Raw genomic sequence first — 25,692 nt, forward strand, 5'->3', positions numbered from 1 at the left:
CGTCCCCACCGACACAACCGACAACGACTGAACCACCACCAACCGGGTCAGAATTCAACCGCCCAAAGTGGGTCCAAGTTCAACCGACGCCGACAGCCTGCCCGTCCATGCAACACCTCTTCCCCCCTCCCGCCCCCACACCACAACGGAGCCACGCCGTGAGCAGCACTGCACCCGCCTGCCCGCCCGTATCAGCGCCCAGTACCCCCACCGCCACCCTCTTCTCGGCCTGGGGCCTCATCGAGGAGTCCTCCCGCACCCCTGCGCACCGCAGCCATGAAACCGTGGTCTATCACTCAGCCATCCTGGGAACTGAGGTCGCACGCACCAGCGTTCTGGCCGTCGTCAACCTTTTGGCAGACGCCTGGCTGGGGCTGGAACGGCGCACGCTCTCGGTCGAGACGGCCGGTCCGGACGGCGTCGTCATCAGCGACACCCGGCGGCGCTTCCATCTCGGGGAGGGGCCCTGGGGCGACGCCCACCGGCTCTGTAACCAGCCCCTGTGCCCTGAAAGGCCCACCTGTTACCGGACGCTGTGCGATGTGCACATGATTGCGGGTGGTGGTGAGGCTGTCCGCGAGCAGACCGGCCTGTTCGCAGAGCACCACCGCCAGGAGCGGGACTGGATGAACTATGTCGAAGGCGATCTCATGACGAAGCTCATGCGGGCCGCGGTCACGGTCGGCCTGCCCGCCGCCGAGCACGCCCGGTACTTCGCTGAAAGGCTCCATCTCGCCGACGCCGACTGCGCCGACGACTGGGACTACGAAGAGAAAGAACCTGAGATCAACGCTGACCAGGAGCGTCTCCTGCACGCCGTGGCTCCCCGGCCCCGCAGGCGACCGGTCAGTGAGCAGCATGGAGTTCCACGGCGGATCGGCCCTCTCGATCCGCTGCAACTGCCCGGAAGCCCAGGGGATGTGAAGCTGGAGTTCTCCTGTGAGCCGGACCGGCTGTCGCCCTGGTGGGCGCAGGAGGACGCCCAGTGGTGGAGCGTGAGCGTGCACCACCGGCCGGCGGATGACGACCCCGAGCCCGCGCTGGGGCAGATCGGCCGATTGGCGCTGGCGCGGCTGAGCTGGGGACAGGGGGAGTACACCCTGGGGAGCGTGTACGGCGAGCAGTACCGCCTCGGCCGCCTGGCCGCGGACCTCTGCGCGGCTTGGGAGAACCCGGACAGCGAGATGCGTCAACTCGGCCTGGAAGGACACGGCGACCTGCTGGTCCTCCTCAACGTCCAACTGGAGAAAGCCTGGAGGGGATTCGGCCTCGGAGCGTACCTGGCCACACAGGCGGTGGAGTTCCTCGGCGCGGGGTGCCGCCTCGTCGCCGCGGATGTCGGCAACGAGAACTCCGTGCGCGACCGCCTGGTGCAGGCTGCGGGATTCCACCTGCTCGACCGCGGCCTGGCGGTCCGTAAGTGTGTGGTCCCGTCCAATGACGTGCATCGCCGCCAACTGGCCCTGCAACTCGCTCAAGTGTCCCGGCTCGCCCACCCGCAGCGCGGTTTCTCGGCAGAAAGCCCCTTCTGATCAGAGTAGTTGCCTTGAACGAGGGGACGTTCTGGGGTGAGGGCCGGCCTGGGCTGGGGCAGTGCGTACCTCCTGTCCCGGCCCAGGCCCTCCGTCGTGGCGGCGATGTGTCAAGGTGATGGCTTGGACGACACGTGCGCCGCCCCCGGCTTGGGAGTGATCCGTACCCGGCCCCACCGGTCGGGATCCAGCGGGGCCAGGTCGGACGCCGTCGCCGGGCGGTCTCCGCAGGTGACCGTGTAGTGCTCGGTCAGGAGCGGCAGCAGCGCTTCGGCGTCACGCACGCCGTCCTTGTATCCCCAGAAGTCGCCGTCCTCGCAGTTTTCGTACCCTTCCGGGCCGTCGCTGAGGCACAGTTCCTCGTAGTTGATCTCCTGCTGGAACGAGGTCCGCAGCAGGACCATGACCGAGTTGTCCCTCTCGACGCTCACGGCGACCCGCCCTTCCGGGTCCTCCCAGCCGGCGACGACGGCACGGGCGGCCTCGGCCAGCCGGCCAGCCTCGAACAGGCCGCGGATTTCAGCGACTTCGATCCGCCCGGCGACCTCGCGGATGAGTTCGTCCGCGCCGACACCCGCCCGATGCGCCCGCAGCAGCCGCCGGCGCAGGTCGGCCCGTACGTCGTCGTAGCCGCACAGGGCTGACGTCAGATACGCCCGGGCTTCCTCCTCCGGGGACGGCGTGCACACGGCAACGACCTTGTCAGCGGTGTCACCAGAACCTCCTTCCACAAGCCGCACCCGCACATCCATCGGACCATCGCGTACCACGCGCACGAGGTACTGCTCGTCGATGACGATGCCCAGAGCGTCATTGAGATCGTCCTGGGCACGTTCCTGGACAGTGCCCGGAAGCCAGTCGCTGTCATCCTCATACACCTGCTCGCTACGGGGGGCATACGAGTAGAAGGGATCCAACACCTCGTCGTAACGCTGCCAGGGGGCGTCCCGGCTGTCGGCATCGCGGAAACGCACTTCCAACAACGTGCGGTACTGCTCCATCAGGCATTCCCTGTTCTGAGGTGGAGGCGGGATGTGCTGCCGGTGCGGCGCGCTGCACCGGCGGACAAAGAAGAAAAGAGAGATGAGGGGGGATGGGTCCGCCGTCCGGCCCGGGCCATCGGGCTGCAGTCCCTCGACGGACCGACGCCGATGGGCGGTCTGTACCGCTCGACCTGCGCGCTGCCGCGGTCCGCGAGCACAGCGCGGGCGGCTGTCCGGGAGCGCTCAGTGCTCCTTCAGGAGCGGTGCCCGGCGCAGGAATTCGGTGCGCAGCCCCGTGATCACCCTCTCCGCCTGCTGCTGGGTGGGCAGGGTGACCGGGGTGCGCGGCCAGGGAACCGAAGCCCACTCGCGCTGCGACGCCGCGAGCCGCTGTGCCGGATCGGCCACGGTGCCCGGCAGGCTCTGCCACGCCCGGGCGGCGGCCTGCTGGAACGCAGGAGCCAGCCGGTGAAGTTGCAACGGATCGAAGATCAGCAGATGAGGTGCTGCTGCGTAGGGCGCAGCCGCGACGACGCCGACGTGTCCCACGTAGTCCATGAAGAAAACGCGATCGGGTTTTGCGCCCAGCACCCGCTGCGCTTCCTGTTGCCAGGACTGGGAAAGAAGCCACTTCTCCTTGGCCCTGGCCAGTTCGGCGGCGTCGTCGCTGGCGGCCCCGGCGCGGAAGGCGGGCAGAAGATCCCAGTACTCCTCTTCCGCCGCGCAGGCAGCATCGTGCAGCTTCGACACGAACGAACCGACCATCTCGGCGGGCACGGTGAAGACCTTGGGCGTCCTGGTGAAGGGACCGGTCCTGACCACGAGGACGCCGGGCGAGGTGCCGATCTCGGTCACGTCCGCCACCGTGACGGCGGGTACCAGGCGGGGACGGGCGGCTTTGGCTTTGCGTTTGGCCATGGGGAAGAAGCTCTTTCAGCGGGGAGGGGGCGGCAGGATCGCCGTCGGCGCAGAGGGCGCCCCGAGGGCCACGTCTGTCGGTGCAGGCCGCGCTGTCGGCAGCGGCCCGTGGGTTACATGGAGTGCAACGAGCGGATGATCTGAGGAGATGCGCGTCAGATCTGCAGAATCGGATCGTCTTCGAAGCGTCCCACCAGCTGGTTGTCGAGGAGTTCCTTGGTGATGGCTTCGGTGCCGGTCTCGATGGCTTCCTGGGCTGCCTGGCAGATCAGGTAGGACAGAGGTTTCATGTAGCCGCCGGTGCGTTTGTGCAGATGCGCGGCGAGGTCGAGGAGGTCGCCGGGGCTGTGCCGGTGCAGTCGCAGGTCCTGGTCGAAGAACTTGATGACCTCGTGCCAGATGTCGTAGGCGTCGGGGCTGTAGGGGATCGGGTTGACCGCGAGGGTGGGGATGCCGCCTGCGCCGCCTGCCGGTGCCTCGGCCCGTTTGCCGCGGCGGCCGGCGTTGGCGATGTCCCGGGCGCCGGGGCCGCAGTAGACGAACGAGATGCCGAACTCGCTGGAGAGGTAGCCGAAGTAGTCGAAGGCTGTCTTCAGCTCGGAGTTCTCCAGCCGGTCGATGCCGTCGACGAGGACCAGGCGGGTGCCGCGGGTTTTCATGACATGGCAGACGGGGCCGGTCATGTCGGTGCTGCGCTGGCCGCTTTCGGGATCCTTGGTGTGCTGGTGGCCGACGAAGTCGGCGAAGGGGATGGACCAGTCCAGCTTGTTGGCCGGGGACAGAGGCACATTGATGTGGATGACCGGGATCCGGGTGCGGTCGGCTGGCAGCTGGTCGCTGACGATGCCTTCGAAGGCGCGGCCGATCTGCCGCAGCACGGTTGTCATCCCGGTCTCGCCGGGGCCGTCGATGGCCAGGTGCAGGGGGCCTTCGCTGCGTGAGCCGCTGGCCAGCCACAGCCGCCTTGCCAGGACGACGGCCTTCTTCAGCGCGGGTGTTTGCACCGTGCGCATCGTGGCGTGATAGCGCAGCCGCGCATCACCGGTGTCGACGGGAGTGTCTGGGGGCGGGCAGTCGCCCAGCTCGGGCGGTACGACGATGCGGTGGACGTGGGACTGCCAGCCGGAGCGGACGGTGGGCCGCACGGGCCGTTCGCCGTCGCCGGCGGTGGGGGGAGAGAGGGGCACCTCGAAGCCTTCTGTGATCGTCAAGGAGCGGCCGGGGCGGGCGGGTTCCCACCCGCCCCGGCGCGGAAGGGACGGTGCTCTACGCGCTCTCGCCGTACGGGCCGCCGGGCATGTCCTGGCCGGCCGGGGCGTGGGAGGCGGAGGGCAGGGACAGGCGCCGTGGGTCGATGTCCATGCTGGGCAGGGCCGGAATACTTCCGAAGACGGGGGCGGGGATGCCCGCGTAGGGGTTGGGGCGGGCGCGGGACCCGCCTGCGGGCCGCGCTCCAGGGACGCGGGTGCGGGCTCGGCGGTGCGGGCGGGGCCGCGGCCGGCGCGTTCCAGCAGGGAGCGTACGACGCGGGCGATGGCCCGCTGGTCCTTGGCGCTGCCGCCTTCGGCGAGGTGGACGGCGGTGGCCTGGTCCCAGACGTGCTCGCTCCACTCGTCGCCGATCACCCGCTGGTGGATGAAGTCGGCCTCCGCCCAGGTGCCGGTGCGGTGGTCCTGCAGCCATACCTTTTCTGGCTGGTGCGGGTGGTAGCGCACCGGCCAGCGCTCTTTCTTGCCCGGCCAGCCGGATGCGGCGCCCCGGTAGCCGTTCAGCGCCCGGCTGTCGTAGGTGCGCTGGTGCAGCCGGATGCCTGCGTCGGTGACGCGCACCCATGCGGTCGGCAGCAGCCGCAGCCGGTCCTCTGCGGTCAGCCGCAGGGGTGCGTAGCCGCTGCTGGCCACGTGCGCGGCGAACATTTGGTTGGGCGTGCGCGGCGCCATGGACGGCAGGAACGGGTTGCGCAGTTCCTGGTGCGGGCGCTGCTGCCAGCCGGTGGTGATCCACTCCTGCAGCAGGTCGTTGAGCTGGTCCAGGCGCCACAGCCGTTCGGATGCGACCTTCTTGCCGCGGTGGGTGAAGTCCCGGCCGGTGTAGCCGGTGAGGAACTGGCTGAAGAGGCTTTTCACCGATCCGAAGGTCCGCTCGATGATGGCCTTGTGGGTGGGGGAGTGGTAGCAGGCCGGACGTACCGAGATCCCGAGATAGGCGCACGCGTCCATGAAGGCCCGCCCGGCGAATACCTTCCCGTTGTCCATGACGATCATGTCCGGCACGATCACCGGCCGGGCGGCCGCGTCCCGCATGCGCTCATCGGCCTGAACCAGTTGCGTATACGGCAGCCCCGAGCCCTCGGCGCGGGCCCTGCGCGACCAGCCCGGCCGCACCGGCTGCGGCGTGCACATCTGGGCCAGCAGCAGCAGCGCGTCGACGGCCTTGGTCGCACGGCCGCCGTGACGGCGGCTGTCGGGACCGGTCTTGGTGCCGCTGGACTTGGGCCGGATGACCGCCGCCAGGATCGACCGGGTGGCGACGTCGATGGCCGCGGTCAGCTCGACGGAGACGGCCCGGCCCGTTTCGTCGAGGGCCAGGACATCGAGCTGGGTGGTGTCGATCTGCACCTGCTCACCCGGCGCGATCGCCATGGCCCTCGTGAACGGCGGCTGCGGGCGGCTGCCGTCGCTTTCCCGCTGCCGGACGGTGTCCTTGCCGCTGCCGCACGCGATCCCCAGACGCTTCAGCAGCCGGTAGAACGTGGCCCGTGACGGCAGCAGCAGCCCGGCCTCCCTCTTCTTGAACTTCTTCACGCAGGCCCTCCTGAGCAGCTCGAACAGCCGTGACTTGGTTCCGGTGGACTTCTTCTTCAGCCGGCCGTACACCTGCCGCAGCAGCCGCACGACCCGCCCGTCGACGCGGCCACGGCTGCCGGGCGCCCGCAGTCTGCGTTTGTCGACCAGCCCCCACACCCCCTCGGCCAGCCAGGCCAGCCGCTTGCGCTCCACCGTCGCCGCCGACACCCGGTGGTGCGCGGCCTGCAGTTCGGCCGCCTTGAGCGCGTACCGCTCACGCAGCGTCGTGCGCGCCGGGTCGTACCCGGGACGGGGCTCGCAGCCGGACGCAGCGAAACCGGGCAGACCGGTGTGCACCTCCAGTACGTGGTCCAGCCAGAACTCGGCCTCCTCCCGCGCCTTCGGCGACAGTCCCTCCAGCAGGGCCACACTCGCCAGGCCCTCCCGTGCCGGCACGGGAGGGCTGCCCGTGCTGTCGTCGGGGGAGGCGAGCTGGGCGAAGTCCGGCGCGCCGAGCAGCGCATCGAGCAGGACGACGGCGTCCTCGCCGTCGGCGCCGTGGCTGAGCAGATGCACGCTGCTGCCCTGCAGGGCAGCGACCAGGTAGCTGCTGCCGCGCCAGCGCACCGCGTCCCCCACCGCCACAGCGCCCGGCCGCGCAACCGGCACACACGGCGCGGCCATCACGCCACCGCCCGGGATGCCGTGGACGACCACACCAGCGACCGGGCCGGCACGAACGGCACATTCCAGTCGATGCGCAGATCCCGCTTCCAGATCAAGTGATGAGCCTGCGCCAGGGCGGAAAGCTCCGGCAGGCCGGTGGCCGCCACCCCCTCGGTGAGGGGTCTCGGCGTGGCGAACGCGACGCGCAGCAGCCGGGCCGCCTCGGCATCCGCCAGACGCGCATGCCGGTAGCGGGACAGACGCCGCCGGTTTTCCGCCTCCGCCACCGACGTGTCCGCCGGGGTATGCACCCGTACCTGCCAGCCGGCCTGGCGCCCGGCGGCATCCAGCAGCCGCAGCACCTCTGGCCAGTCGCCGCTCGCCGTGCCGCCCGGCGCGCGCACCACGAGGCGGGCACGCCCGCCGGCCAGCCGCGCGAAGAAGTCCGGCACATGGGCGCCGCCGCCGTCCGCCCAGCTCAACCGCACCGGCCACGCGGTGAAGGCGGCCACCTCGGGATCGAACTCCAGCGCGCGGGCCGCAGCCAGCGCCTCCAACGTCGCGCAGCCGGCATGGCGGGCAGCCCCGGCCGGCCGCCACCAGGTCGCGATCGCCTGCTTGCCCCGGTACTGCACCGGCTTCCACACCGGCTCCCGCTCCTCCAGCGCCTCCCGCAGCAGCTGGCTCACCGGCCGCCGCACCAGCCGCCCGGCCGGGGAGTGGAACTCGGCCCACACCACATCCCGCACAGCACACCCCTTTTCACGGATCGCGAAAACATGGACGTCGCCCGTGCGATCGATCCGGGCGGTGTCGAACACGGTGACGGCTTGAGCCTCCGTGAGGGAAGCGAACCGGCTCGAACACGCTCGAACGAGCGAGGCGCGGGAATCCGGCGCGCGCCTCGCTCGATCGTGTGAACGAACCATCTGTCGCGCCGGCCGGGCCGGTGCGCGGCACGGCGTCGGCCGCGTGGGGCGGGACCGGCAGGGGGCGTGAGGTGACCGCCAACGCGCGCCTCACCCGAACGGGTTCGAATCACGGCACATCAGCGCAGGTCAGATCGTCGCATCCGGCGGCAGAACGTTCATGCGGGCCCACGCACCGTGTTCGGGCCCTGGCATGCTCCGCTGCCAAGCACTCCCGCCGGCAACAGCCCCCGCGCCGCCATCTGCCCCCATCGCCCAAGGAGTTGAGACAAGCCGTGAACGAACTCTTCCCCACGGACGGGATGTTGCCCGCCGCCGCACCGCGCGACCTGCCCGCCCCCGACGAACGGCGCAGGCTGCGGCGGCAATCCGACCTGTCCCTGCACCAGGTGGCCGACGCCTGCTCGGTCACCGAGACCACCGTCCAAGACTGGGAGAACGGCACCACCACCCCACGCGGCCACAACGCCGACGTCTACCGAAACCTGCTGGCGGGGCTGCACGCACGGCTCACGCAGACTCCCGCACCCGCGTATGCGGACACCACCGCACCGGACTGGCCCGCCCTGGGAGCCATCCACCGCGAGATCCCGTCCCAGGCCGGCACCGACCAGCCGTGCCGGCGCTGCCGGCAGCCCACCGGCCAGCGCGTCGGCGGTAAACCCCAGCATCTGGGCACCCGGTGCCCCGCCCCCGCCCCCGCCCACCATCCCGCATCACCGCCGGCGGCCTCCGTACCGCCGCAGAGGGCGGCACCGGCCTCCATCCAGCCCGCAGCGGTCTTCCCGCCAGCTGTTCCCGCCGCGCGCCTGGACTATCCCACCGCCGGACGCCGCACCAGCGAGGGCCCCCTCGCCGTGATCGACACCGACGGCGGGCAGGGACTTGCCGCCCGTTATCCAGACGGCCACCGACGCCCAGTCGCCGCCGACAACTGCACCGAGCTGCTGTCCTGGGCCGTCACCGCAGGCCTGGGCACGCCCGCCGTCAAACCCGGGGCCGGGCTGGACGCCGGCCCGCTGCTCGTCCTGACCGAGGCGGCCACCGCCCGCCTGGCCCTGCCGCTCGCCCCGCCCGCCTGGGCACAGCGGCATCCGCGCAGCGACCACCCCCTGCTGCGGCAGCTGCGGGCGATCGGCTGGCAGACCGACACCCACGGACTCGGCCCCTGGTCCACCCTCCACCCCAGCAACCAAGACCCCCACCGCGACGGCATCCACCTGGCCGTCACCGCCTGGGGCGCCCTGTACCGCGACGCGTGGAAGCTGCCCGAGAGCCTCGACGCGGCCCAACTGGCCAGCCTGCTGGGCCAGTACACGAGCCTGCTGCGCACCCCGCTGGGCACGCCCGGAGACTGCGGCCACCGGCTGATGAGCGACCTGCGTCCGCCGGCGCGCCGGCACCCCGTCTCCGGGGCCCTGCTGTGCCCGGGCGCACCGGGCGCACTGACCGAGTGCGTCGATCCCGCACCGTGCGAGGCACCGGCCGGCCACCATCTCGCCGTGGGCCGGGCGGCCGCCGACAGCCTCGTTGTCGAAGACCTCAACTGGTGGCGCACCCCCACCCCTGCCGAAGCCGAGTGCGCCTACGTGGTCTGCCTGGCCGTCAACCTGCCCTACGTCGCCGACTGCAACAACATCCGTGTCGCCGACGGCCCGGCCTGCGAGGTCGATGAACCTCCTTTCGACCGCAGAACCCCCGGCAGCTGGCTGGTCGCCCTGCCCCCCGTCCGTCCGCAACATCCCCAGCTGCCATCCCCCTTCCCCACAGAAGGCCTGGCCTGGCACCCCACCCCGGCGGTCGCCTACGCCCTGGAGCGCGGCGTCACCATCCGGCCCGTCAAGGGCTGGCTGCGGCGCACCAGCCCGCCCGGGCCCTACCTCAACCCCTGGTACGACCGCTTCCGCAAAGCCCACCTCACCGCGCTGGAACGCCTGGGCATCACCGCCCAGATGACCCCGCAGGCGTTCGAGACCGCCCTGCACGATCTGCCCCACAGTGATCCGGCAGACGTGGCCCTGCTGCGCGCAGTGCACGCCTCCGCCGACGGCGGCCTTGCCCGGCTGGCCGCCCAGCCAGCCGACCCCGACCACCACCCCGCCCTGCCCTGGACGAGCCCGCCCGACCCCAGCTGGCGCCCCGACCTGCTGGCCGCAGTGACCGCCAACACCCGCGCCAACGTGCACCGCAAGCTGTGCCAGACCGCCCGCACGGGACACTTCCCGCTGGCCGTCCACGCGGGCCACATCGTCTACGCCACCCGGACCCCCAGCATCCTGGAGATCACCGGCGAGGCTGATTGCGGATTCCGGGTCGGCATCTCGCCCGGCCACGTCCGGCCGGTCGCCGTCCGCCCCATGGACTGGTTCCTCGAGCACTGCCGCCAGGACCACAACCCCGCACAGGCGCTGACCGACACCGCCGTCCCATGGTGACGGCGCCCGCCCGAACCGGCCGCCCCGCACCGCCCCCACGGCCGCCGCGCTCCTCACGGCAGACTGGTCACCGGCCCGTCCAGCCTCCAGGGCAGGCAGGAGGAGTCCTCCAGCGTCTCGGGCAGCGGCCGGTGCGGCTCCAGCGGCTGCATCTGACCCGAGCGGTAACCGGGCGGCGGAGCCGTCTGCGCCAGCCGGGCCGCCACCGGGGCGGCGACGCGGTGCTGCATCGTCCAGCTCCGCAGCGCCCGGTAGCCGCCGTGCTCCATCTGCTCGGTCATGTCCAGCCGCTCACCGACCCACGTGATCCAGCGCCGCGACACCCAGCCGGGCGCACCGTTGTCGAAGTCCCGGCCCCAGCACCGCTGCCGCTCGTGCACGGCCATCGCCTCCGCCACCGTGACCGCCTCCGGGTAGACCACCAGCGGCAGGGCCTGCGGCCGGCGCACCAGGCCCAGCGCCCGCTCCCGTCGGGCCCACACCGTGTCCGAGCCCATCTGCCGGCACCGCCACCAAAACCCGGCCACCTGCAGGGCGTCGGCCAGCAGAGCCCGCGCGTACGGGCCCACCCGCTGCTCCAGCCGCATCCGGCGCCGATGGGCCTCTACCACCTCCTCCAGTCCCGCAAGACTGATGTGCTGCGCCCGGTCGGAGCCCTGCAGCCACTGCCCGTGGCGCACACACACCTGCCAGGACGCGCGCACGGCCAGCCACACCGGCGGCAGCCCATCGCTGCGGCGGGCCGTGCATCCCGAACACTCCGCCAGCACCGTCCAGCCCGCGGGCCACGGGCCCACGCGCGCCGGCCGAGCCCGCGAGGAAACCGGCCCCGCAGCGGCGGTGGGCAGCGTCCGGCGCAGGTGCGCCGCGTCCCGGCCGGCCAGCACCGCCAGCAGCCCGATCCCCTGACTGCTCAGCAGCACCTCGCTCGTGCGCGGATCCAGTGCGTGATGTCCCCGGACCCCCAGATCGTCCAGGACACCGGCCGGCAGGATGCCGTTGGCGGCAGCCAGCCGGACGACGAACGAACTCGCCGCCTCTCCCCGCACCGCCGACAAATCCACCGGCTTCGCCACCAGCACACCCACCGCGTCTCGCCCCTCACTTCGCCGTCGGCGCCCCCGCGTGGCTCGGTCCCGCCCCGCCGTCCGGACAACGACCACCACCCGGCCGGGGCAACGCGCCCCCAACCCGGCAGGAGGACCCCCGCACCGTGCCCCATCCCACCATGTCGGTCGCCGAGGCCCTGGACATCGCCGACGCCCGCCACTGGACCAGCCGCCCCCCGGTCCGGCCCCCCGCGCGCGTGCGTCATCTGCTGCGCCACCAGGGCGCCGCAGAGCTGGCCCCCCGGCTGTTCGCCTTCCCGGATGCGGTCACCCAGTGGGCCGCAGGAGACACCAGCGGTCTCACCCCCGCCCAGCAGACCCTCATCGAGCGGGAGATCTACCGCGCCTGGCAGCCAGATGTCAGGCGCCGCGCCCACCAGCAGATCCTGCACCACGGCGGCTCCGTCACCGTCCAGATACACGCCCGCTTCACCTACACCACCAGCTGCGGCGAGTTCTGCGACCCCCGCCTGCGCTCGCTGATCGAAGACCTGCCCACCGTGCACGCCCGGATGCTCTTCGAGGCCCGCCACCGCAACGCGGACGAGGACGAACTGCGCGGCATCCTGGCCGACGGCATGGGCGAGGCCTACTTCTTCCGCGCCCTGCCCACCGACCAGCAGCAGGCCGCCGTCGCCATCAGCGACCTCCACCTCGTCCAGTTCCACTACTGAGCACCCCTCCCAACAGCGGGGGCGCCCGCGCCAGGCCGCCCGCCGCACACCCCGGCGCCCGTGACCCCGGCCGCCCGCCGATGCGAAAGACACCACGCCCATGGCCCTCATCTACGCCTTCCAGGACACCGCCGGACACTGGCACGGCGACCTCGACACCCCCCTCGTCGCAGACCCCGGGCACGGCACCCTCACCTACCTCCCGGTGCCCGGCACTCCCGAGGCGGCCAGCCCCTTCGCGGGGCAGACCCTCAACGTCCTGTTCGCCGTCACCGACCTGGACCCCGGCCCCGTCGCCTACCAGCTCGACAGCGGCGGCACCTTTACGGCCTCCTGGCACGTGCACGCCCTCCTGGCCACGCCCGTCGGCAGCAGCCGCACCGCGCCGAACCCGCCCGACCGCGACAACACCCCCGAGCTGTACCTGGAGCTGGCCGCGACCGACCACGGCCGCCGCTACCTCCTGACCGCCACCCGCCACGACGACGGCCGTCTCGCCGCCACCCTCACCGTCAGCACCCTCGTCGGCGACATCGAAGGAGAACTGCGCGGGGACATCGGCACCGACCACCTCGACGGCCTGGCCCGGCTGCTCGGTGCCGCAGCCCACGCCACCCCGGCACAAGCCCCCGCCCCCGCCGCCGCCCCCGCCACAGGACCGGAGCCCCCCGCCCCTGCGGCCCCGCGGCGCGGCGAGCCGTGGACCGACCAAGACAGCGCCCACCTGGCCGAGAGATACCGTCATGAACACGACTTCGCCGCACTGGGCCGGGAGTTCGGGCGCAGCCCGCTGGCCATCCACCACCAGCTCGCCCGCCTCGGTCTCACCCTCCGCCCGGCCCCGCCGTCGCCCTCCGCCCGGCCCGCACCCGTGCCGAAGCAGACCCACGGCCCCACCCTCGAGGAACGCCGCAAGACCCACAGCCGCTCCCACGAGGGATGGACGGAGGAAGAGGAGAAGCAGCTCGCCCAGCGCTGCGCCCAGGGCGCCACAGACGAGGAGATGAGCCGGGAGTTCGGCCGCAGCGAGCGAGCCATCAACAAGCGTCTGAGCGTCATCGGCGCACAGGGCCCTGCCGCCGACAAGGCCCGCACACCGGAGTTCTGACGCCGGCCGGCATCCCCCGACACACCACCCCAGCGACAAGCCTGATCAGATATCTGATCAGGCTTGCATCATGGTGGGGGAGCCGATACCGTTCAGACACGGCAGGCACCCGCACCCCGAGGAGGCAGCAGTGCTGCTGACCACGGGACAGGCAGCCGAGGAACTGGGCTGCGCCGTCACCACCTACCGCCGCCTCATCAACGCAGGCGTCCTGCCCGGCCTGTCCCGCCGGGGCGTCCGCGTCATGACGCCCCTGCCCGTCGTCCAGGCCCTGCAGGAACGTTCCCACGCCCCCCTGCACCGCCTGCACGCCACCGAACTCGCCGTGCTGCGCGTCGACGCGGCACGCCCGGTCGACGACGGCCGGCAGTGGATCGGCTACGCACCCCACCTGGGCCCCGACCGCCTCCTCAACAGCCTGAAGGGCTGGTGGCGGTGTGACGCAGCCAGCATCGCCGCCGCCGGAGTGCTGCCAGTGACCCTGTCCGGGTACGTGGTCGCCGTCCTGACCGGCCTGGACCCCTTCGAACGCAACACGGAAGGCCGCTTCGCCTTCCCTGACGCACGGCTGGCCGGCTACGTCACCGACCTGGCCGCCCCCGCAACCGAACTGACCTCCCGTGTGAAGAGCGACCGCACCCTCGCTGAACTGCTGCTCGCCACCCGTCTGGAATCGCACTCCGGCGGAGCGGTCGCCTACGTCACCACCCACACCACAAGGCCCGCGACCCGCCGGCTGCCCGAGGAACCGTGATGGACGCACAGAGCTACAACACCGGCCTGGCCGAACTGCGCACCCTGCGCGAGAACATCAAGAAGACCGCGGCAGCCCTGGCCAGACTAGAGACGGAACGCTCCAACACCATCAGCGCACTCGCCGGCTACAACAAGGCCAAGGCCGACCGGATCGCGCCCGCTGCCGGAATCAGCGTGGCCGAAGTCGTGACCATCGCCCCCCAGCTCGCCCCCGACAGCCTTGCCGCCGCCCCCTCCGCCGGGCCGCACACCGATGCCGTGGCACGGGACCCCGCGCCTGCGGCGCAGACTCCCGCCGCACCGGCGGAAGCCAGGCAGGCCCAGGCGCCCCTCACCGCAGACGGCGACCCCCGCATCCTGCCGTCCCTGCCCGACGAGAGCACCGCTGACCGCTGGTTCACCCACACCCCCCGCCTGGTCTCCCAACGCCCGAACTTCCTGCAACGGCCTCGCGCCACCGTCTTCCTGGACGCCACCACCGGCGTGCTGGTCCACCGCGACCACACCACCCGCCTCGATCTCGGCGACCGGTCCGCCGCAGCCCTCCTGACGGCCGTCTTCCACACCGTCCCCGACAGCGTGGAGCGGATCTACATCACCGCCGGCGACCCCTGGCACCGCGACGCCGACCGCTACCCCTACCTGCGCGACGCGGTCGCCGCCTGGCTGAACGCCCCCGTGCCCGGCTGGCGCACCGACACCGGCCACGGCAAGGACCGCCTGGCAGGGCACTTCGTCCACGCCCGCAACCCGGTCGGCCGCTACCAGCGCGAGGGCGGCGACCACCGCGTCGAAATCCGCTCCGTGGGGGAGTGGTTCGACCTGGCGGACGGCGACGACCCCGCCATGGTCCGCGACGCCTTCCTGCTCCTGTGGCAGGAACTGCGCCGCCGCTGGCCCGACGCCGTGATCATGGGCTCGCCCTCACAGACCGGCCGCGACCTGTGGACCCGCACCATCCCCCAGCGAGGAAAGTACGCCGACGGCTTCCCCGTGCTGTCGGAAGAACTGCGCGGCCTGCTGCACGCCACCGCGGGCCAGGGCCGCAACGAGCTCATCACTCCGCCCCACGTGCCCGCGCAACCGCCCCAACTCGTCGAATACGACCGCACCTTCGCCTACGCCAAACACACCTGGAAGTCCCCCGTCGGCACACCCCGCCGCATCACCAGCCGCACCTTCGCCTCCTGGACGACGCAGGAACAGACCAACGCCCTCTACGGCTGCGGCCACTGGCACGTACGGGTCACCGTCCCCGACGGCTGGAACCACGTCGGAATCCTGCCCGCCCCCGCCCCCGGAGAGCGCGCCTGGCACTACCCGAGCGCACCGGGCAGCACCTTCACCACCTGGGCCGGCGGACCCGAGATCCACACGGCACTCAACAACCCGATCCAGCCCTGGAAGATCGAGATCATCGACGGGATCCTCTGGGAAGCGGACAAACCCCTTGCCGACTGGGCCAAGAAACTCAAAGACACCTGGACCAACCTCTCCGCCCAGGCCCACTACCAGGGCGATGAACACCAGGCCCGCGCCGCCCACCTGGCCTCGCGCGCCGTGCGTTCCATCATGCTCTACGGCATCGGCTCGTTCGCCCAGCGCCCCCGCATGGTCACCGGCAGCACGCCCCGCACCCTGGAGCGAGATGTACCGCCGGACGCGGAAATCATCGGCTTCGACGACGAACAGATCACCTGGCAACGGGCCACCGGCTTCGCCCGCGATCCCAACGCCCACCCCGAATGGGCCGCGACCGTCTGGTCCAGCGCCCGTGCCGCCCTGCTGAGCCAGTATCACCGAGACGACGACACCTACGCCGGAGCCCTGCACACACCCCCCGGCACCGTCGTCGCTTTCCGCACCGACGCCCTCTACCTCACCGAGCCCCAGAACTGGCCCCACCACCATCAGCCCGGTGACTACCTCCTGCGCGGCCACCTCACCGGCCCCCTGGCCGCGCCCACCACCGAGGAAGAACTCCTCACCCTGCGGGACGCCGGACGAGCCGCTCTCACCTCCGCCGGGCAGGAGACCTGATGCCGCCCCGCGCCCGCAGTGACCGCCCCAGCAGCCAGGGCGAGTTGAACGAAGCCGCGCAACTCGCCGACCGGCTCCAACAGGCCGGCTACACCAAACGCGACATCGCCCGCATCATCGACCGCGACCCGTCCCTGGTCTCGCAGTTCTACACCAGGAACAAGGGCGCCGCCTTTGTCACAGCCCTGCGTGAAGTCCTCACCGCCGTTGAGACCGGCGGTATCACCGACCTGCCCGAACTTGCCGCGATCGCCGCCCGCCACACCATGCGACGCACCACCGCCTCCGGCGCCCGCGCCCGGGTCCGCGGCAAAGCTCTCCTGATCACTCCCACCGGATCCGGCACCGGCCGCGTCGGCGCCCAAGCCATCGCCTCCGGCTCCGCCCGCCTGCGCCCCCTGATCGCCGAAGCCGCCCGCCGAGGACTGCGCCTGGCCTTCACCGTCCGCCTGGCCAAGACCGCCTACCTGCACCCCTCCGGCAGCCGAACCGACTCACCCGGCATCCGCCGAGACGTCATTCAGCGCGCCGACCACACCGAGGAACGCTCCTACGGCTCCGCTCAGACCGGCGGCTTCGATGCCGCCGACTTCGCCCGCCGCGTCGACGCCGCCGGAGGCGACGTCACCGCCGCCGTATACCAATGGCTCGTGGAGACCGGCCGCATTCACTCGGACGTCCACATCCTCCACCTCGAAATCCGGACATGGCGGCCCCGCTGACGGAACCCGTCACGACACACCAGGCGCGGCTCGAACACAACGCCGCGCGGAGACCCCGGTGACGTGCAACGGTGGGTTGAACACCATGGTGCTGTCGTCGGGAGAACGAGTGAGGGCCGCGATCACCGCGCTCATGCAGCTGACGGGGCAGACACAAGCCGATCTCGCTGCGGCGCTGGGAATGCGCCAAGCACAGGTCAGCCCCCGCTTGGCCGCTGGACGACTGCAACCGCGTGGCCGCCCACTACGCCATCGATGTACCTGCTCTCCTGGCCCGTCCCAACCCGCGTGTACGAAGTCCTGCCACCGACGCGTCGGCGTACCCCTCAGCGCCACAGTAGCTCCAGGAACGTGGGCTTTGCCGATTCTCATGGCCCGAGCTCTTGGAACACCTCTTGCCGAGTGTCCGCGGGGAAACGCGAGGCATAGTGACTTCGACTACATGGGCTGGGGGCTGCCACAAGTTCTGCGTGCCGGTTACGCCTTGTAGTTTTTGATCTCCCCTCGGCCGTGAGGTCACCTTGAAAGCGCCCGCAGCGCAGGCCGGGGCATGGACGGCGGGACGCGGGTGCACCGTGGCTTGTCCACAAGGATCCGTACGCCGAGTATGGGCGGCATGATCGAACGCGACCATGCGCCGAATGCCGGCACAGGGCTGCTCGGAGCGAACTTCAGCCGCCGCAACCGCCAGGCACCCACCGACGACCGTGCCGGCACCGGAAGATGGATCGCCATCGACGAGTCCGGCTATCACGGCGACCAACTCCACGGCCACGACCGCTACATGATCCTGGGCTCGGTGGCTATCGACGATGCCGAAGCTGCCGCGATCGTGGACACGCTGCGACGCGAGGCGGGGATCCAGCAGTCCGCGACAGAGGCGAAGTTCCAGAAGATGTTCACCGGCGGGGGAGCCGGTCGGCGCCGTCGGCTCCTGGGCGAACTGCTGAGGCCGGGCGGACCCTTGCACGACCGTGCCTCGGTGTACGCGATCGACAAGCACTACTTCGTCGCGGCCAAGCTTGTCTCCCTCCTGCTGGAGGAGCGGTTCCACGCTCTGGGCTACGACATCGACAGCAACGGCGTGGGCCGGCAGCTGGCCCTGGACCTGGCCACTGAGGGCCCCCGGGCCCTGGGCCGCGACGGCTTCGACCGGCTCATCGCCACCGCCGTGGGCTTCTTCTCCAAGAAGAACCGCACGGGCGACCAAGTCACGGCCGACGACCTCTACGCCGTCATCCGGGAGTCCTACGCCTACGCCCGCCGCCGCAAGGCGCCCCAGGCGAAGAAAGCAGCAGAGGTCCTGGACATGCTGCGCAAGACCCGCCCAGAAGCCGAGGAGTTCGCCCGTGAGCGTCCGGCCGAGGCCACACCGACCGGAGAGCACGGCCTTTTGGACGACACGATGGACCCCCTCGTCACCGCCGTGCCCACGGTTATTCTCCACGCGTCCATACGCTATGGCGGCAAGCTGCAGGTCCTCGCAGACGATCAGCGGCTGCTGACCGATGACAAGCTCGACGTCCTGGAGCGCGGAGCCACGGCCGTGGGCATGGTCCACGGCCTCATCAGGCAAGACCATCTCCAGGAACTGGTGCGCGGCCGTTCGGTGGACCACCCATCGCTCCAGCTCGCTGATCTGGTGGCGGGCGCGGGGCGGGCGGTCGCACGATGGCATGACGGCGAGGACGATCCCGCCGGAGACGACCTTCACCCGGTGGTGGCACCGCTGATGGATCCCCAGGGACTACTCATGGACGAAGGCCCTGAGGATTTTGCACGGATCGACACCGCCCGCGCGAAACGCCGCTGACGCCAGCCTGCGTGGCCCTGCGTGAACCACCGTGGTCAGTGGGAGTTGTCGGCTGTCCCCGGACGCAGCAATTCCGACATACGGTTGAGCGCTCCGGCGGTCCGGGCCTCCTGTTCCTCTTTCGACAGTCTGACGAAGGCCAGCTCCGATGAGCACCGTTCACGCAGGTCGTCCCGGTCGAACCAGCGAAGAGGATGACGGGGGTCGCCAGGGTCGTAGACGCCTTGTCCGTACGCCTCCATGAGGGTCAGGTCATACCGCCGGTGGCTGTCTCGAGGCGCGGCTGAGGTCCGGCGACATCACCGCCGCCATCCACACCGCGATCGCCGAGCCGGAGGGAGACGCCCACGAACCAGAAACCACCTCCCAGCCCCTCCTGGTCGAAGCAGTACGGCTGGCCTACAAAGCGGGCCGCATGGACCTTGCTCAGACCCTCGCTGCCCACCTCACCGGACACGACGAGAAGCTCCGACTGGCGGCCTACGCCCGCGAGGCAGATCCCGCTGCCAACCGCGCCGATTGCATCGCCGCCTGGCAGACTGCGGCAGACGGTGCAACCACCGATGAGCAGCGAGCGGAGGCCGCGTTCGCTCTGACCAGCCACGGCCTGTGGCCGGTGCCTCACCTCGACGAACTCCGTGAACAACGAGCCCTGTCCGAAGCCGTCTACCAGACTCGCAGGGCCGTGGCCGATGCTGTCAACGGCGATGTCGGTGCCGCCATCCGGCGGCTGCGTGAATGGGAAAACCACAGTGTGGCTGCCGCGATGGCACTCGTCCAACAGTACGAGCACCAAGGACAACTGGTGCTTGCCGCAGAAGCCGCTGAACGCGCCGGGCGGCGCTTCGGTGACCCCCACCTCAGAGCACTTGCCATCGACCGGTGGGACCGCTCCGGCGACCGGGATCAGGCACGCACGAAAGCCCTGACCCTGCTGGGACGCCCGTTCCCGCCAGCCGAGCTGCGCGGCCAGCTACGCCGCACGGTCATCCAGTGTGCCCAGGACCGCGCGGACTGGGACGACATGGAAGAACACGCCCTGGTCGGACTGGCCGAGGAGACCGGCATCGAACACATTACGGCCATGGAAGGAGCCGTCGGAACCGTCCCCCCACAGACACTGCCCCTGGTCTGGGCAGGGATCCACGCCCAGCTCAACGCCCGCAAGCTGGAGACAGCACGCGACACTCTCGCCCGGTTCGCCCCACAGATCCGCAACGCACACGACGCACGAGCATGGCTCACCCTGACCGGATGGTCGGGATGGACACCCGCACTCGCGGAAACCGCGATCGGCCTCGCCGAGCACTACCGCCGAGAGGACCCCGAACTCACCACAGCCCTCCTGAACGGAGTCCTCCTTGCCACAGGAGAACCGGTCCCCGACCGCACCTCCGCCACCTCTGTGAAGACGGCCGCCCCGGCCCCCCAGGAGACAGCGCCTGCGGCGCTCGTCCTGTCGGATCCGCTCAAGCGAAGACTTCAAGACCTCTTGGCCGATGCGGCAGCAGTCGGCTCGCTCACCGCCATCCGCGGATCTCGAAACCTCCTGCAGTACGTCGAACGGACCCTGGGCCCTCGTGAACCACTGCTCGAAGCCGCCGCCGACGCCGTACGCGTCGGCGCCCTCACGACCGGGATGCTTGCCTGGGCAGCAGGACGCCCCGTCGCTCTCACAGCGGTTCATCGGGCCGCCGGACTCATTCCCGCCTGCACACTCAACCCACAACACGTCGCCGCCGAGGTGCGGGCCGCGAACGACGCACTGAATCGCAACGTTGTGCTCGACCCCACCACCTTGGCCCTCACCACACTCCTGCCTGGCCGATTCGACCAGCTCAGAGCCGTCTTCGCCGCCACCCCTGTCTCTCGCGCGGTGTTCGACGACATCATCAACACCCGCTACGCCTTGGACGAGATGCTGCGATCCTCCGGTCAACTCGGCGTACACAGCGGACGCTTCATCATGACGCAGTACTCCGACCAGGACCGGAGAGAACACAGCCGCCAAGCCGCCGCGTTCTCCCGGATCATCCCCGCCCTGCAGCCTGTTGACGTCCCCGACCTCACCGGGATCCGGCGCTTGCTCGACCTGCACGATGTTCCTGACCAGGAAACCGTCGCCTGGCTGTCTGCCGCCCAGCACGCCCTGGACACCGGGAGCGCACTGTGGTGCGACGACGCGGCCCTGCGCGAACTGCTCATCACGGCAGGCATCCCCACTTTCGGCACGGTCGCGCTCCTGCGTCTCCTCACCGGCCACAGCGACTATCCCGAGTTCACCCACGAGCGCTACCGCCACGACCTCCGCACGCTGCTCAAGTCCTATGTCGTGGATCTGCCCGTCACTCTTGGCGAGATCACCGAGCTCGCTCAAACGCAGGACTGGACACCGGCCGCCGCAGCCGTCACATTCAGCAGGCCCCACTTCTGGATGAATGAACCGCTCAGGCCACGGTGGGCCCACATCGCCGAGAAGGTATGGGAGAACGCCCCCGACCAGCTCGCAGGCTGGCTCCACCAGGCGATCGCAGGCGCAACGGCGCTGCTGGCGCCACAGGAGATGCTCCCGGCCGTCGTACAACTGACCGCCGAAACCTTGCTCGCGACCGGAATCGGCCCGGAGCCAGTGCAAGCTTTGCAGCCCGCCGCGCTCAACGCACTCAAGGCGAGCAGCCGAGCAGTAGCCCGCCAGCGCACTCTAAGTAGACAACCCATCCCGGAACTGCAGCCACCCACGGCCGACGAGTTCCTGGCCCGGCTTCGCCCGGCAGTGACACGACTGTTGACCGAGCACTACCGGTTCACACCGACGATGGCAACGGCCATCGTCGAGGCGGCCATGCTGCAGAACCCGCCACTGTGATCCGCTGCCGCACAGATGGTGGGCGGCCCGCTTCACCACACGGTTGTACACAGTACGCAGCAGCGCATCGATATCACACTCGCGTCAAAGGCGAGGCCACATAGGGTGACTCCGTGTACCAGCCAGGAAGTTCGGACACAACACGCATGCGAGACGGGGACACGATGCACCGCACTGAGGGCACCGGAACGGCGGATGTCCATATCACGCTCGACTCAGCTGACGCCTTGGACGACCGTCTGGCGCTGGCCGAGTGGCTCCGTCACGAACGCGGCCTGCAGGGGTGTGTCCGTCTGACTGCGGCTGCCCCCGCCGAGAGCGAGCTCGGTGCCGCCCTCGAACTCCTCACGGTCTCCCTCGGCTCCGGCGGTGTCGCCACCGTCCTTGCCGGTTCCCTCGCCGCATGGCTGCAGAGCCGCCGTACCCCGACCACGGTGCGCATCACCATCACCCGGGCGGATCGCACCCTGGAACTCGAGACCGGAGATATTGCAGAGGCCGAGGCGCTGATCCGGCGCTTCCTGGACGAGGACACCGATGGAGTCTGACGACACCGCCGTCCTTATCGGTATCTCGCGATACCAGGACCCCTCCCTCCCCGACGTTCCCGCAGTCCTCAACAGCCTGTCGGCCATGCACGCTTTGCTCACCGCTCCCGACCTGTGCGGCTGGTCCGCAGACCGGGTACACATGCTCGCGGATCCCACCGACACCACCGAGCTGGCGCTGGAACTGCACCGCCTGGCCGAGAACACCACGGGTACCCTCCTGCTCTACTTCGTCGGCCACGGGGTCGTCACCAGGACCGGTGCGCTCTGCCTTGCCACCGGCGGCACCCAGCTCCGCTACCCCGACCTGACAGGCCTGGAATACGACAAGGTCCGCAACGCCCTGCTCGACTCGCCGGCCCAGGCAAAGCTGGTGATCCTCGACTGCTGCTACTCCGGCCGTGTTATCCACGGACTGACCGGCGCTGGCGAGAGCCAGCTCGCGGACACCACCGACATCCGCGGCGTGTACACGCTCACAGCGGCCGACCAGGTCGCCCACGTGCCCCCGCCGGAGGAACAGGAGACCGCCTGCACATCGTTCACCGGGGCTCTGCGAGACATCGTGCGAGACGGAATCCCGGGCGCCCCGCCGGTGCTCGCCCTGAGCGACATCTATCCCAAGCTCAGGAACACACTCCAGGCGCGCGGCCTCCCGGAACCCAACCAGCGCGGGACAGACACCGTCGAGGCCTACCCCTTCAGCCGCAACGTCGCGTACACCGGCGGCACAGGATTTAGGCTGCTACCGCAGGAGCAGGTGGACTTCTTCCTCCGGGTCCTCGCCGCGCAGCCGCGCCACGACCTCACGGCTGCGAGCATTGAGAAGCTCGAGGACTGGCCTGGTGTCTACCTCCTGCACCAGGAGTCCGATGACACCCCGGAGATCGTGTACGTCGGAAAGCACGATCGTTCGATCGCCACCCGTCTCACCAAGCACCTGCGGAAGATCGACGGACGTCGTCACATCGACTCCCGCGACCTTTCCTTCAGCTACCTCAAGCTGGACGACGACCTCAACCACGTCGCGCCCGAGCTTGTCGTGCTCCGGCAGTTGCACGCCCAGGGACATTCCCCGCTCTGGAACCTGAACGGCTTCGGCAACCACGACGCCGGGCGGGCGAGAGACTCCGCCCGGCTCGCCCGCAAGAACTTCGACGTGCACCATCCGATCGACCTGGCGTGGCCTCTGCGCGCCGAGGGCCCGGCTCTCGGTCTGACGGCGCGCGAGATGGCCGCCTACCTCAGGAGCGAACTCCCCTACGTCTTCCGCTTTGACCACCGGGGAACCGCGATCGACGGAATCCGGCTCACTGTCCCGGAGGGTCCTCTCTCCGCCGACCGCGCCTTCTGCCTGCTTGCCGCTGCCCTGGGTGACGCATGGCAGATCAGCGCTCTCTTGGGCCAGGTCCTGATGTACCGCTAGCAGGGCGCAAGATACCCCAGCGCCATCCGCTACTACGTCGGCAGCGAGGTGATGAATGCGGTTCCGGATGTCTACGAGGACGGGCATCCGTCGCAGGGAAGACGGTAGCCCTGAGTGCAGAGGTAGCCGCTCACCGTCGATCGCCTTTGCAGCTTGAGCGCTCGGCCGGTAAGCCAGCAGGATGCGCGGCCTGTTCACTGGCTGTCGCCCCGCGATGTCCCAGGCAGAGAGATCGGCGGAAAGTGCGTCACCACTGACACCTGAAGCAAAACCGGCGTAGAAGTAGCAGGTCAGAGCTGGTACGCGGCGCTCGAAGTGCGTCATCTGCACCAGCTTGGATGGGCAGCTGCGGCCCGCCTCGCCGTACATGCTGTTTCTAAGCTGTTGGCGGGTGAAGAGACGCGCTGGCGCGCCAGACGCCGGGCCGGCCACCGCGGCCGGTCCCGACCGTGAGGCGCCTTCTGAGAGGATGTGAAACAGGTCGCGGGAGGGACAACGGTGGAACCGGCAGTCGTGGGCAGTGTGGTCGGACGTGTGGCAGCGGCGTTCGTGACGAGGTCGTCGGCCCCGGTGACGGGAGACACCCCGCCACTACCCTGGTCGGAGGAGTCCGACGAGCGGGGCGGCCTCCTCCTCAAGGACAGTGCCGGCGAGGCGATCGCCCTGCTGACCCAGGACCAGCTCGCCCAGGTCTCACAATTCCTCGAACAGCCCGAGATTGTCGCTCTGTCGCAGTTCCTGTTCATCGCCAGGCTCGGCCTCAGATCTCACGAGGAACTGTCCGACCTGGCGGGGGAGTACGAGGAGACCTTCACGGCTAGGGCCGAGGACTTCTGCGACGAACACGGATACACCTGGGCCGGGCTCGCCGACGCGCTCTGGCAGCTTGCCATGGCCTACATGGAGAGCGTCTTCCCGCTCGACGACAGCATCACCGCGACCATCAGCGCCACCGACCTGGAGAAGGTCACCGCTTATATCGGGGCCGCACCACAGGTGGCAGGCGACGACGCTCCTCCCAGCGCCGCTTTCCGGGATATCGTCGACATCCTCGGATCCTCGGAGCGGGTGAAGCGGGCGCGCCAGGGGTGCTGGCAGACATCAGAGCCGCATCGGAACGCCGGTACGCCGAGCTCAGCCTCGCCTACACCTTCAGCCACGCCAGCGAGACGGCCCGTTTCGACCACGAAGTGCTGTACGTCCAGCGCAACCTGCGCAAGCACGGCACGGACGAGTTCCGCGACGACTCCTTCCTGGTCTCGCCCCAAAGCCGTCCGCGCTGCGTGGTCCTGGGCAACCCGGGCGTCGGCAAGAGCACCATGACGCAGAACCTCGTCCACCAGCTCTCACGCTCCGGCTCTCCCATCGCCTACGCCCCGCTCGTGGTGTCCTGCAAAGACGTCCCAGGCACCGACGGGGCCGCGTACATACTGTCGGCGATCACCCGCTCGCTGCGGGAGAACCTCCAACTGGAGGTGCCGGAGGAAGCTGTCGGGGACCTGGCCACCCTCGGCCGCTCCTTCGTGATCTTCGACGGCATCGACGAGATCATCGACGTCGGACGGCGCATGACCTTCGTCCGGACCATTGAGGCCTTCGCCAACCGCTTCCCGCTCATCCCGATCCTCATCACAGCCCGGCGCGTCGGCTACAGCAAGGCACCCTTCGACACCCGGCACTTCGACATCTACGAGCTGGACGACTTCTCCCTGGACCAGGTGGGCCAGTACACGGAGAAGTGAGCTGCCCCGAGTTCCGTAGAGTCCGGCGATCTTGTTTCAGGCGGACTGCGGGGTGGCTTCCTGTTGTCGCCACCAGTCGCGTTCGTACTCGGCGGGCGGTACGTAGTCGAGGGCGGAGTGCAGCCGTTCCTCGTTGTACCACGTGACCCACTGGAAGATCGCCCGCTCGACCTGGTCGACGTCCCGCCATGGCCCTTGCATCTCGATCAGCTCGGCCTTGAAAGTGCCGTTCAGCGCCTCGGCCATCGCGTTGTCGTAGCTGTCCGCGACGGAGCCGACCGAGGCGGCGGCGCCGATGTCGGCGAGCCGGTCGGTGTAGCGAATGGATACGTATTGCGAGCCGCGGTCGCTGTGATGGATCAGGCCGGAGTCCTTCTTGATCCGGCGTCTCCACAGTGCCATCTCCAGGGCGTCCAGCGGGAGTTCGGTTCGCATGTGGTTCGCGACCTGCCAGCCGACGATCGTCCGGGAGAAGACGTCCAGGACGAACGCCACGTACACCCAGCCTGTCCAGGTTCGGACATAGGTCATGTCGGCCACCCACAGCTGGTCGGGCCGGCTCGCGGTGAAGTCACGGTCGACCAGGTCTGGCGGCCTGGGTGCCGACGGCTCTGGCACGGTGGTGCGGCGCCGCTGGCC

18 protein-coding genes are annotated in these 25,692 nt (G+C 70.0%); 12 read left to right on the forward strand and 6 right to left on the reverse strand.

Annotation, left to right across the window (positions count from 1 at the left end; all coding sequences use genetic code 11):
• Positions 1-158 precede the first annotated feature (158 nt).
• On the forward strand, positions 159-1,532 hold the full coding sequence (locus ACIP67_RS42400) for a hypothetical protein (RefSeq protein WP_401699866.1): 1,374 nt from the start codon (positions 159-161) through the stop codon (positions 1,530-1,532).
• Positions 1,533-1,642: 110 nt separating this feature from the next.
• Here the strand turns inward: ACIP67_RS42400 and ACIP67_RS42405 are convergent, their stop codons facing one another.
• The 4 genes from ACIP67_RS42405 to ACIP67_RS42420 all read right to left on the reverse strand — a co-directional run bounded on the left by ACIP67_RS42405 (position 1,643) and on the right by ACIP67_RS42420 (position 7,706).
• Positions 1,643-2,533 carry a hypothetical protein gene (locus ACIP67_RS42405; RefSeq protein WP_401699868.1) on the reverse strand — a complete coding sequence of 297 codons (891 nt, stop codon included), beginning with the start codon at positions 2,531-2,533 and terminating at the stop codon, positions 1,643-1,645.
• Positions 2,534-2,758: 225 nt separating this feature from the next.
• Positions 2,759-3,433 (reverse strand): hypothetical protein, encoded by a 675-nt coding sequence (locus ACIP67_RS42410; protein ID WP_401699871.1) that lies wholly within the window; start codon positions 3,431-3,433, stop codon positions 2,759-2,761.
• A 155-nt stretch (positions 3,434-3,588) separates the two neighbouring features.
• Positions 3,589-6,858, reverse strand: a complete 3,270-nt coding sequence (locus ACIP67_RS42415; RefSeq protein WP_401699873.1) for a Mu transposase C-terminal domain-containing protein — start codon at positions 6,856-6,858, stop codon at positions 3,589-3,591.
• A 44-nt stretch (positions 6,859-6,902) separates the two neighbouring features.
• Positions 6,903-7,706: a hypothetical protein gene (locus ACIP67_RS42420; protein WP_401699876.1), complete on the reverse strand. Its 804-nt coding sequence runs from the start codon at positions 7,704-7,706 to the stop codon at positions 6,903-6,905.
• A gap of 383 nt (positions 7,707-8,089) precedes the next feature.
• On the opposite strand from ACIP67_RS42420, the gene ACIP67_RS42425 reads away from it, so the two are divergent.
• A complete protein-coding gene (locus ACIP67_RS42425; RefSeq protein ID WP_401699879.1) occupies positions 8,090-10,249 on the forward strand; it encodes a helix-turn-helix domain-containing protein in 2,160 nt (719 codons plus the stop codon).
• Positions 10,250-10,302: 53 nt separating this feature from the next.
• Here ACIP67_RS42425 and ACIP67_RS42430 read toward each other — a convergent pair whose 3' ends face one another.
• Entirely contained in the window at positions 10,303-11,325 is a 1,023-nt protein-coding gene (locus tag ACIP67_RS42430) for a TniQ family protein (RefSeq protein ID WP_401699881.1), read from the reverse strand.
• A gap of 137 nt (positions 11,326-11,462) precedes the next feature.
• Between ACIP67_RS42430 and tpg the strand changes: the two genes are divergently transcribed.
• The 10 genes from tpg to ACIP67_RS42480 all read left to right on the forward strand — a co-directional run bounded on the left by tpg (position 11,463) and on the right by ACIP67_RS42480 (position 25,053).
• The gene (gene tpg / locus ACIP67_RS42435; RefSeq protein WP_401699884.1) at positions 11,463-12,032 is read left to right on the forward strand and encodes a telomere-protecting terminal protein Tpg; all 570 of its coding nucleotides are present in this window, start codon (positions 11,463-11,465) and stop codon (positions 12,030-12,032) included.
• Positions 12,033-12,132: 100 nt separating this feature from the next.
• Complete coding sequence (locus ACIP67_RS42440; RefSeq protein WP_401699886.1) at positions 12,133-13,140, forward strand: hypothetical protein; 1,008 nt, start codon at positions 12,133-12,135, stop codon at positions 13,138-13,140.
• A 130-nt stretch (positions 13,141-13,270) separates the two neighbouring features.
• The gene (locus tag ACIP67_RS42445; protein WP_401699889.1) at positions 13,271-13,894 is read left to right on the forward strand and encodes a DNA-binding protein; all 624 of its coding nucleotides are present in this window, start codon (positions 13,271-13,273) and stop codon (positions 13,892-13,894) included.
• Positions 13,894-15,936 (forward strand): hypothetical protein, encoded by a 2,043-nt coding sequence (locus tag ACIP67_RS42450; protein WP_401699892.1) that lies wholly within the window; start codon positions 13,894-13,896, stop codon positions 15,934-15,936. The genes ACIP67_RS42445 and ACIP67_RS42450 overlap by 1 nt, the downstream gene beginning before the upstream one ends.
• Positions 15,936-16,658 (forward strand): helix-turn-helix domain containing protein, encoded by a 723-nt coding sequence (locus tag ACIP67_RS42455; protein ID WP_401699895.1) that lies wholly within the window; start codon positions 15,936-15,938, stop codon positions 16,656-16,658. The genes ACIP67_RS42450 and ACIP67_RS42455 overlap by 1 nt, the downstream gene beginning before the upstream one ends.
• A gap of 616 nt (positions 16,659-17,274) precedes the next feature.
• Positions 17,275-18,471: a DUF3800 domain-containing protein gene (locus ACIP67_RS42460; RefSeq protein WP_401699898.1), complete on the forward strand. Its 1,197-nt coding sequence runs from the start codon at positions 17,275-17,277 to the stop codon at positions 18,469-18,471.
• Between the two features lie 415 nt (positions 18,472-18,886).
• Positions 18,887-21,337: a hypothetical protein gene (locus ACIP67_RS42465; RefSeq protein ID WP_401699901.1), complete on the forward strand. Its 2,451-nt coding sequence runs from the start codon at positions 18,887-18,889 to the stop codon at positions 21,335-21,337.
• Between the two features lie 227 nt (positions 21,338-21,564).
• Entirely contained in the window at positions 21,565-21,885 is a 321-nt protein-coding gene (locus ACIP67_RS42470) for a hypothetical protein (protein WP_401699904.1), read from the forward strand.
• The gene (locus ACIP67_RS42475) at positions 21,875-23,311 is read left to right on the forward strand and encodes an Eco29kI family restriction endonuclease (protein ID WP_401699907.1); all 1,437 of its coding nucleotides are present in this window, start codon (positions 21,875-21,877) and stop codon (positions 23,309-23,311) included. The genes ACIP67_RS42470 and ACIP67_RS42475 overlap by 11 nt, the downstream gene beginning before the upstream one ends.
• 1,088 nt (positions 23,312-24,399) lie before the next feature.
• Positions 24,400-25,053 (forward strand): NACHT domain-containing protein, encoded by a 654-nt coding sequence (locus ACIP67_RS42480; RefSeq protein WP_401699910.1) that lies wholly within the window; start codon positions 24,400-24,402, stop codon positions 25,051-25,053.
• Between the two features lie 36 nt (positions 25,054-25,089).
• Here ACIP67_RS42480 and ACIP67_RS42485 read toward each other — a convergent pair.
• Positions 25,090-25,692: IS3 family transposase (locus tag ACIP67_RS42485; RefSeq protein WP_401699913.1), on the reverse strand; the 603-nt coding region annotated here is incomplete at its 5' end.

It is taken from the genome of Streptomyces sp. NPDC088812 (assembly GCF_044750285.1).
GTDB lineage: Bacteria > Actinomycetota > Actinomycetes > Streptomycetales > Streptomycetaceae > Streptomyces.